The sequence below is a fragment of the Phenylobacterium sp. genome, from assembly GCF_044236515.1.
Lineage (GTDB): Bacteria > Pseudomonadota > Alphaproteobacteria > Caulobacterales > Caulobacteraceae > Phenylobacterium.
Genome location: NZ_JBIIGK010000215.1, coordinates 1 through 3,868 on the forward strand (window position 1 = coordinate 1; position 3,868 = coordinate 3,868).

General features: G+C 68.5%; 5 protein-coding genes. 3 read left to right on the top strand and 2 right to left on the bottom strand.

The genetic code is table 11. The features are described 5' to 3' along the window. Nucleotides 1–116 precede the first annotated feature (116 nt). Both ACILRF_RS15150 and ACILRF_RS15155 read left to right on the top strand, forming a co-directional pair. Nucleotides 117–329, top strand: a complete 213-nt coding sequence (locus ACILRF_RS15150) for a hypothetical protein (RefSeq protein ID WP_395674350.1) — start codon at nt 117–119, stop codon at nt 327–329. Nucleotide 330: 1 nt separating this feature from the next. Further along, a complete protein-coding gene (locus ACILRF_RS15155) occupies nt 331–573 on the top strand; it encodes a hypothetical protein (RefSeq protein ID WP_395674352.1) in 243 nt (80 codons plus the stop codon). Here ACILRF_RS15155 and ACILRF_RS15160 read toward each other — a convergent pair whose 3' ends face one another. Continuing rightward, on the bottom strand, nt 574–1,155 hold the full coding sequence (locus tag ACILRF_RS15160; RefSeq protein WP_395674354.1) for a DUF1003 domain-containing protein: 582 nt from the start codon (nt 1,153–1,155) through the stop codon (nt 574–576). It lies immediately after the preceding gene. Between the two features lie 206 nt (nt 1,156–1,361). Here ACILRF_RS15160 and ACILRF_RS15165 point away from each other — a divergent pair, with 206 nt between their 5' ends. Then, nucleotides 1,362–3,677 carry a PAS domain S-box protein gene (locus tag ACILRF_RS15165; protein ID WP_395674356.1) on the top strand — a complete coding sequence of 772 codons (2,316 nt, stop codon included), beginning with the start codon at nt 1,362–1,364 and terminating at the stop codon, nt 3,675–3,677. On the opposite strand, the gene ACILRF_RS15170 is transcribed toward ACILRF_RS15165, so the two are convergent. Next, a partial coding sequence (locus ACILRF_RS15170) for a hypothetical protein (protein WP_395674358.1) occupies nt 3,674–3,868 on the bottom strand: 195 nt, incomplete at its 5' end. The genes ACILRF_RS15165 and ACILRF_RS15170 overlap by 4 nt on opposite strands.

Here is a 3,868-nt window from a genome sequence, read left to right on the forward strand (position 1 = left end):
AGCGTCGGAGCGCTGACCCATTCGGCGAGCGTGCTGGATATCGGCTTGGACGCCGCCTGAGGCGCGGAACCGGGCCAACGACCGGGGGTTCACTCCATTCCAAAGGAGACGGACCCATGGCTTCGAAAGCTCCCCCCATCCCCCCCGAACAGCGCGCCCATCCTGGCGAAAAGCCGCACATCGAGGGGGATACACAAGGCCGCCGGGACGAGGTCACCGACCTTCAGTCGAGCCAACCCGGCGACGACGATGTGAACCTTTCCGAACAGGGCCGGCACGGCAACATCAACCAGAACACCCATCACCAGGGTTACCAGCAGGACCGCTGACATGCCCGAGAAGCACGAGAACACCGAACGCTGGGGCGGCCCAGGCGCCAGCCACGAGGACCGCACTAGGCCGCAACCCAAGAAAGTCGATCCCAGGGCGCCGGGCGAGCCGACGAATACGCCATACAGCGGTGTGTCCGGCGGCGGCGGCGAACGCGATCGACACCATTCGCACGACCCGGCGGAGAAGCGTGACTTCGAGCAGAACTCGGAACAGCGCCGCAAGCATGGGACGCAGCAGTAGCTAAGTCGATTTGGCCCTGCGCGACGTGCGTGGGGCCTTCGACGTCTGACCTGCCGCCGCTCGCAACAGACGCAGCGCTTCGTTCTGCCGCCGGATGATCTCCAGCAACTCGCGATGACGCATGCCGTCGAGTTTGTCGTGCAGGTGCATGATCTCGAGCTCGGCGCGCAGGTTGACGAGGTAGTCGTGCTCGGCCGCCTCACGGTCCCGCGCGGCGGCGCGGTTCTGACTCATCATGATGATCGGGGCCTGAACCGCCGCCAACATAGACAGCATCAGGTTGAGGAAGATGAAGGGGTACGGATCGAAGGCCAGCCCGCGGCTGCGGGTTACCAGATTCCAGCCCATCCAGAGCGCCAGGGCCAGGGCGAACGCGCAGATGAATCCCCAGGAGCCGCCGACGGCGGCGACGCGATCGGCCAGGCGCTGTCCAACGGTACGGTCGTCGATCAGCAATCTCGGATCGACGCCGCTCGGCGCCTCCGTGACGATCAAGTCGATGACGCTGCGCTGTACGTCGGTGAGTTCGTCATAGCGACAGGCCAGAAGTTCGCGTGCGAGCTGCTCGCGCGGTTCGCTCATCACCGCCTCCGAGTGGCATTTGATAAGGATCATCACCGGAGTCGCAGCAGATCAGAAATATCCGCCTAGGAAGGAACCGTGGCCAAGTCGGTCCGTTTCCCGAAGTCGGACACCGTGCGGGGAAAGCGGTTCTTTGCGGGGATCTTCGGTTTTGCGCCGGCCGGAATGCGGCTTGATCCGTCGTCGCGTGGGCAGATAGTGCCCGCGTGACCACGAAGCACGACCTTGATGACCGCCTCTTCCAGATCCTGGTCGAGGCGGTGAGCGACCAGGCGATCTACATGCTCGATCCGGCCGGACGGATCCGCAGTTGGAACGCCGCCGCCGAACGCATCAAAGGCTATCGCCGCGACGAGGTGTTGGGCGAGGATTTCGGTCGGTTCTTCACGCCGGAAGACCAGCAGGCCGGACGCCCCGAGCAGATCCTGGCTGAAGCTGGCGAGACCGGCCGGGTCGAGACCGAGGGCTGGCGTCTGCGCAAGGACGGCACGCGGTTCTGGGCGCTCGCGGCGGTCCATGCGATCCGCGGCGAGGACGGCGAACTGATCGGCTTCGCTAAGGTCACGCGCGACATGACCGAGCGGCGGGCGGCGCAGCAGGCGCTGCTGGAAAGCGAACGCCGCTTCCGCTACCTGGTGGAAGGCGTCGTCGACTACGCCATCTACATGCTCGACGTGAACGGCACCGTCTCCAACTGGAACGCCGGCGCCCAGCGTATCAAGGGCTATGCTGCCGACGAGGTCGTCGGGCGGCACTTCTCGATCTTCTATACTCCGCAGGACCGGGCCTCCGGTCGTCCGGCGCGGGCCTTGAAAATCGCCCTGCGCGAGGGCCGGTTCGAGGCCGAAGGCTGGCGGCAGCGGAAGGATGGCTCGCAGTTCTGGGCCAGCGTGGTCATCGACCCGATCTACGATGATGATGGCCGGCACATTGGCTACGCCAAGATCACCCGCGACACCTCGGACAAACGGGCCGCCGCCGAGGCGCTGGCGGCCAGCGAGCGTCAGTTCCGCCTGCTGGTGGCCGGGGTGGTCGACTACGCCCTCTACATGCTCGACCCCAACGGGGTGGTGACCAACTGGAATGCGGGCGCGGCGCACATCAAGGGCTACGCCAGCCACGAGATCGTCGGACAACACTTCTCGCGGTTCTACACCGAGCCGGATCGGCTGGCCGGCGTGCCGGTGCACGCGCTGGAGACCGCCAGGGCCCAGGGTCGCTACGAAGCCGAGGGGTGGCGCGTGCGCAAGGACGGCGGCCTGTTCTGGGCCAGCGTGGTTATCGACGCGATCTACGAGGACGGCGAACTGGTCGGCTTTGCAAAGATCACCCGCGACATCACCGAGCGGCGGAACGCCCAACTCGAGCTGCAGAAGGCTCATGAGCGGCTGGGCCAGGCGCAGAAGATGGAGGCGATCGGACAGCTGACCGGCGGCGTGGCGCACGACTTCAACAACCTGCTGATGGTGGTGTCCGGTCAGACCCAGCTGCTGCGCAAGCGGCTAGCCGAGGACGCCCGGGCCTTGCGCGCGCTGGACGCCATCGAGGCGGCGTCGCGGCGCGGTCAGGACCTGACGCGGCACCTGCTGAGTTTCGCGCGGCGCCAGCGGCTGCAGCCGGTGCCTGTTTCCCTGAACGAGCGGGCCGAGGGGCTGCGCGAATTGCTGGGGACCAGCATTGGCTCCTCGGTGCGGCTGGAGCTCGAGCTGCCAGCTGACCTCTGGCACATCCAGGTCGACCCAAGCGAGTTGGAGCTCGCGCTGCTGAACCTGGCGGTCAACGCCCGTGACGCGATGCCGAGCGGCGGCGTCCTCTCGGTGCGGGCCCACAACCGGACGGTCGCGGCCGGAGAGATCGACACCGACGTCGCCGGGGAGTTCGTGGCGCTGACCGTGCGCGACACGGGGGTCGGCATCCCGCCGGACGTCCTGGCGCGGGTGTTCGAGCCGTTCTTCACCACCAAGGAGGTGAACAAGGGCACTGGGCTGGGGCTCAGCCAGGTCTATGGCTTCGCCCAGCAGTCCGGTGGACGGGCGACGATCGACAGCCGGCTGGGGGCCGGGACGACCATCACCCTCTACCTGCCGAGGGCCCAGACGGCGGCGGCGGCCGCGGCCGCCGAGGGGCCGGAGCCGGTGGCGCGGACGGCGGACATCCTGGTCGTCGAGGACAACCCGGAGGTGGCCGACGTGGTGGCCCGGTTGCTGGAGCAGCTGGGGAACCGGGTGCAGACGGTCAACAGCGCCCAGGCGGCGCTGACCGCCCTGTCGGAGGGCGCCGAGCCCGACCTGGTGTTCACCGACATCGTCATGGCCGGCGAGCTCGACGGCCTGGGCCTGGCGCGGCGGCTGCGCGAGGAGCGGCCGGGCCTGCCGGTCCTGCTGGCCACCGGCTACAGCCAGGCGGCCGAGCGGATGGGCGACGAGTTCCCGGTCCTGGCCAAACCCTACTCGCTGCCCGAGCTCAGCCGGGCGATCGCCGCCAGCCTGGATCCGCGCCAGGCGCGGCTGGTGAGCGCCTAGGAGGCGGCCGGGACCGGGGCGTCGATGGCCGCCGGGGCGGTCTCGACGGCCTTGCTGACGGCGACCGGCTTCGGCTCCAGGGCGACAGGCTCGACAGCGACGGCGTCGGCCGCCTTGCCGGTGATGGCGGTCGCCAGGCGCAGCTCCGGCTGGGCCGGGGCGTGGGCGGCGGCGAGGATCACCTCGGCCGG

Coding starts and splice junctions, on each gene's coding strand:
- ACILRF_RS15160 (WP_395674354.1), bottom strand. CDS start 1,155: ATGAGCGAACCGCGCGAGCAGCTCGCACGCGAACTTCTGGCCTGTCGC.
- ACILRF_RS15155 (WP_395674352.1), top strand. CDS start 331: ATGCCCGAGAAGCACGAGAACACCGAACGCTGGGGCGGCCCAGGCGCC.
- ACILRF_RS15150 (WP_395674350.1), top strand. CDS start 117: ATGGCTTCGAAAGCTCCCCCCATCCCCCCCGAACAGCGCGCCCATCCT.